Raw genomic sequence first — 4,843 nt, forward strand, 5'->3', positions numbered from 1 at the left:
TACTAAGTGAACGCTATCGAAATAGACGGAAAAGATTCGGTTTACGCATTAACTTAATCGCTGCACTGGTAAACCGGATGAACTTGCAATAACGACTTTCGCAAGAGATCTTTTCTTTCATTATTTCTATTCACCAAGATTTCATAAAATATTTCAAAAAACCAAGTAAAATAGTTGGGAATTTAAGATATCTCTTTCATCTTCTCCAATACAGTGCTTAACCTTCGCCTAAAACCCCGTTAAACTAGGCCATTCAGATGTCGATCTACATTTTTGGAGTAACCTATGTCCTGGCTTTCTTCGCTTAAATCGGTTTTTTCGCCTTCCAAGGAGGTGAACGAAGAAGCTGTGCAGAACGTACTGCAAAACTATATCTTGCCAAATTCTAGCAATGCCTTGAAAGATCGTATTACTCAGGTCAATGTACAGGGTGAAATTCTGCAAATCACTTTGAATACCTATCCAGAAGAAAAAGCGCAGCTGCAACAGATTCATGATGAACTGGCGGAAGCTTTGCAAAAATATGGTATTCAAGAGCTGAATATGCATGTGATTCAGCAGAAAACTGGACATAAGAAAGAAGGTGGTTGCGGGCATAACCATGCTGAAGGTGAAAACTGTTCAAGCGGGCCTAAAGCGGAAGCAAAACCCAATCTTCCGCCTGTGGTTGATGCGTCGGCACAGCCTGCAAAAGCTGAAGAAGCTGATCCAAATAATCCACCTATTCAAAAAGCTGCGCCGCAACAGCGTGATGTTCCAAAACACCCAAGGATTCAAAATGTGATTCTGGTGTCATCCGGCAAAGGTGGCGTAGGTAAATCGACCACGACTGTAAATCTGGCTTTGGCTCTACAGAAATTAGGCCTGCGCGTAGGCGTACTGGATGCCGACATTTACGGTCCAAGTATCCCGACCATGCTCGGCAATGCCGGCAAAACGCCAATGATCGAAGCAGAGCAGTTTGTCCCTATCGAAGCTTATGGAATGGCAGTATTATCAATTGGCCATTTAACTGGAGACCACAATACTCCAGTCGCCTGGCGTGGTCCAAAAGCCACGGGTGCATTAATGCAGTTATTCAATCAGACTCTATGGCCAGACCTCGATGTGCTGATGATTGATATGCCACCTGGCACAGGTGATATCCAGTTAACTCTCGCGCAGCGTATTCCGGTAACGGGCGCAGTAATTGTGACAACGCCACAAAACGTGGCCTTGCTGGATGCGACCAAAGGCATTGAATTGTTTAACCGCGTGCAGATTCCGATCATGGGCGTGATTGAAAACATGTCGACCCATATCTGCTCAAATTGTGGTTTTGAGGAACAGATTTTTGGTACAGGCGGTGGCGATAAACTGTCTGAGCAATATCAAGTCCCATTATTGGGTCGTTTACCTTTGGATGCTAAAATTCGTGAAAATGCCGATGCTGGAACGCCGTCAGTGATCGCGGGAGATGCTGCTGCAGAAAGCTATATGCTGATTGCAGAGAAAATTGCAGCGCAGTTACCTAAAGCAGAGAAAGACCATAGTCGAATTTTTTAATTCTATAGATAATTCAGATATTTAAGCCTTGGCTAAAAGCTAGGGCTTCTTATTTCTTATTTTTAAAATTAGCTCGATTTAAATGATCGAAATTGACTGAAATGACTATCGGGTGTTTATCCTGAAAGCTTATATAAATATTTGAATTAATTAAAATAAATAAATTTAAATTTTAGATCATATGTTCTCTTACAATTATTTTTTTGCAGCACTGACCGAATTCTTCTATGCTACTCGGATTAGAGCGAGGTCAAACTATGATTTCATGGTTTTTTATTGGTTTAGTGGCAACCATTCTTTTAACACCAGGCCCAACCAATACCTTATTGGCATCTTCAGGCATTCAGGTCGGATTTAAAAAAACATTTCGTTTAATTCCTGCGGAAGCCTTTGGTTATCTGATTGCCATTAGCTTATGGGGCATTCTGATCGGAAAAATTTCCGTTCATCTTCCGCTTTTACCGACCATTCTCAAACTTTTTAGTGCTGGCTATATTCTATTTCTCGCTGTGAAATTATGGCGGACTGCAGAAATAAGCGAAAATCTTGAAAATGTCTCGATTCGCGCACGAGAATTATTTTTGGCAACCTTGCTTAATCCTAAAGCACTTTTATTTGCCTCAGCGATCTTTCCTGTCATTGTCTGGAAAAGCGGCCAACATTATGTGACTCATATGCTGGTTTTCTTGCTTCTGTTGATCCCGATTGCATTCTTCTGGACTTTTCTGGGTTCAATCCTGGCCAGAAAAAACAGCCGCTGGCTGAACCAGAAAAACTTGCAAAAAACGGCTTCGCTGGTGCTAATGAGCTTTTCCATTCCTTTAAGCTATTCTGCACTTTTAAGTTTATAAGCTGATCTCAATCAGCAATTTTTTGGTAACTTGAGCTCTAAGACTTTCACTTATTTTCATTAGTGTCAATTTCAGTTAAAGTACGTCGCAATAACTTGTTTTTAAGATTTTTGGATTATATCAATGGCAATTAAGTCTGATCGTTGGATTCGCGAAATGAGCGAAAAACACGGCATGATTGAACCGTATGCAGAAAACCAGGTACGTTTGGATGAAAATGGTCAAAAGCTGATTTCGTATGGCGTATCTAGCTACGGTTATGACGTGCGTTGTGCGCGTGAATTTAAAGTATTCACCAATGTGCATTCTGCAATTGTTGATCCGAAGAACTTTGATGAACGCAGCTTTATTGATATCGAGTCGGATGTTTGTATCATTCCGCCTAACTCGTTTGCTTTGGCGCGTACGATCGAATATTTCCGCATTCCACGTAATGTCTTGACCGTGTGCTTGGGCAAATCGACTTATGCGCGTTGTGGCATCATTGTTAACGTGACTCCGCTTGAGCCAGAGTGGGAAGGACACGTAACTTTAGAGTTTTCAAATACGACCAATCTTCCTGCGCGTATTTATGCAGGTGAAGGTGTAGCGCAAATGCTATTTTTTGAATCTGATGAAGTCTGTGAAACCTCGTATAAAGATCGTGGTGGTAAATATCAAGGTCAGACAGGCGTTACTTTGCCGAAGACCTAATTGTTTTAAAATATTGAATGACGGGACTTTATGTCCCGTTTATTTTTTTGAGATTTTCATTCATCGGAAACTGCTATTTTTCGCCTAATTGGCTTTGGCATCTGTATTAAAAATCAGCATAATGGATTCCGCATAACCATAAAAAATATGCAATGCATTATAAAAAATCAAAGATTGGCGGCTGGGAAGCTGAAGCATAAGGTGCGGAGCATCGAATAAAAAGGAAAGAGTGAGATGGCTCAGATAAAAGATATATTTAAATTTCGCAAAAGTTATTTGGCGATGACAATCGGTTTCAGCCTGTTGCCTTCTGCACATGCGATGCAGGAATTATCAGATTCTTCTCTTTCTGACACCACCGGTGAGGGTGTTGCGCTGGTACTTGATGATTTTAAAATGGTGTTTCAAGGTCCTAAAGATCTTTCTGCTAGTTCTAGTTATGCCAGAGGCATTGAAAACCCCGGACAAGCAGATACAGGCTTTATTCGTATTATCCCGACGGGTGAGAATTACAACCAACTTGGGCAGCGTGTATACGACAAAGTTTATAAATCTACATATGATAATGCTTTTCATGTTGAAAGAACGCAGAATTATGCAACTGAGTATCAGCAAGCCTATGATACCTTAAAAACTGATTTTTATAATGATAACTATAATACGATTAAGAATACTTATGACACACAAGCTAACCGGGACGCATTTAAGCAAGAATTAGTTGATTATTATTATAATACAGACTTTATGAAAGCCTATTATGACCAACGTCGTGATGATTATTATAATGGTGCAGGTAATACCTCACCAGGTATTGATTATGATATCAAGCATGATGGCACAACAGAATATGAATTAACGCCACTGCGAGGCTTTGTTGCACAAACCTATCTGTAAAGGCTTTTTCAGCGATATAATTTTCAAATGAAGAAGCCTACACACAAAATCTACCGCACAACCAATTGGCCCGCATATAACCGAGCACTCATGAGTCGCGGAAATATTGCCATTTGGTTTGATCCTGCTACGCAATGGTATGCGCCATCAAAAGGCAAACAAGGGCGAAATCAAACCTACTCCGACGCAGCCATCCAATGCTGCTTAATGATTAAATCCTTATTCCGTCTGTCTTTACGTATGGTCACTGGCTTTGTGCAAAGTCTGATTAAACTTTGCGGATTAAATTGGATAGCGCCAGACTACACTACAATTTGTAGACGACAACAGCATATTGATATTGCAATCAGCTACCAAAAAAGTAGCGATGGGCTGCATCTACTCGTAGACTCTACAGGCATGAAGTTTCTAGGTGAGGGCGAATGGAAACGCAAGAAACATGGAGCTGAATATCGTCGCCAATGGCGTAAACTACATATTGGTATAGATGCCAAAACCCTACAAATACGCGCTATTCAGCTCACAACCAATAATGTCAGTGATTCACAGGTTCTTGGTGATTTACTTAATCAGATTCCACAAGATGAGCAGATTGACTCTGTTTATACCGATGGAGCTTATGACACCAAGCAATGCCGTCAGGTCATTGCAGATCGGCAAGCACATGCGGTGATTCCACCTAGAAAAAATGCGAAACCATGGAAAGATACAAAGAGTAGCTCGCTAGAGCGAAATGAATTACTTCGAACTGAACCGTACCGGGTTTGTCGGAGACTTTTTTATTTAAGTTAGGCCACCTGACCTAACGGGTTAATCTTATCATAGTACATTGCTTCAAACTCAAAAGGCGATACATAACC

3 protein-coding genes and 3 pseudogenes are annotated in these 4,843 nt (G+C 40.9%); 5 read left to right on the forward strand and 1 reads right to left on the reverse strand.

Annotated features, from left to right (window positions below; all coding sequences use genetic code 11):
• The first annotated feature begins 285 nt into the window (after nucleotides 1-285).
• The 5 genes and pseudogenes from apbC to WFH18_RS16775 all read left to right on the forward strand — a co-directional run.
• Nucleotides 286-1,545, forward strand: coding sequence for an iron-sulfur cluster carrier protein ApbC (apbC, locus tag WFH18_RS16755; RefSeq protein WP_005265950.1), 1,260 nt, complete (start codon nucleotides 286-288; stop codon nucleotides 1,543-1,545).
• Nucleotides 1,546-1,802: 257 nt separating this feature from the next.
• Nucleotides 1,803-2,396: a LysE family translocator gene (locus WFH18_RS16760; protein WP_004732019.1), complete on the forward strand. Its 594-nt coding sequence runs from the start codon at nucleotides 1,803-1,805 to the stop codon at nucleotides 2,394-2,396.
• 123 nt (nucleotides 2,397-2,519) lie between these two features.
• The gene (gene dcd / locus WFH18_RS16765) at nucleotides 2,520-3,089 is read left to right on the forward strand and encodes a dCTP deaminase (RefSeq protein WP_004280726.1); all 570 of its coding nucleotides are present in this window, start codon (nucleotides 2,520-2,522) and stop codon (nucleotides 3,087-3,089) included.
• Between the two features lie 234 nt (nucleotides 3,090-3,323).
• A pseudogene (locus WFH18_RS16770) lies at nucleotides 3,324-3,956 on the forward strand (hypothetical protein); the annotation flags it as partial.
• 54 nt (nucleotides 3,957-4,010) lie between these two features.
• Nucleotides 4,011-4,733, forward strand: a pseudogene (locus WFH18_RS16775) (IS5-like element IS17 family transposase); the annotation flags it as partial.
• A gap of 38 nt (nucleotides 4,734-4,771) precedes the next feature.
• Here the strand turns inward: WFH18_RS16775 and WFH18_RS16780 are convergent.
• Nucleotides 4,772-4,843, reverse strand: a pseudogene (locus WFH18_RS16780) (type II toxin-antitoxin system HipA family toxin); the annotation flags it as partial.

The sequence above is a fragment of the Acinetobacter sp. USHLN143 genome (assembly GCF_037145695.1).
GTDB classification, from domain to species: domain Bacteria; phylum Pseudomonadota; class Gammaproteobacteria; order Pseudomonadales; family Moraxellaceae; genus Acinetobacter; species Acinetobacter fasciculus.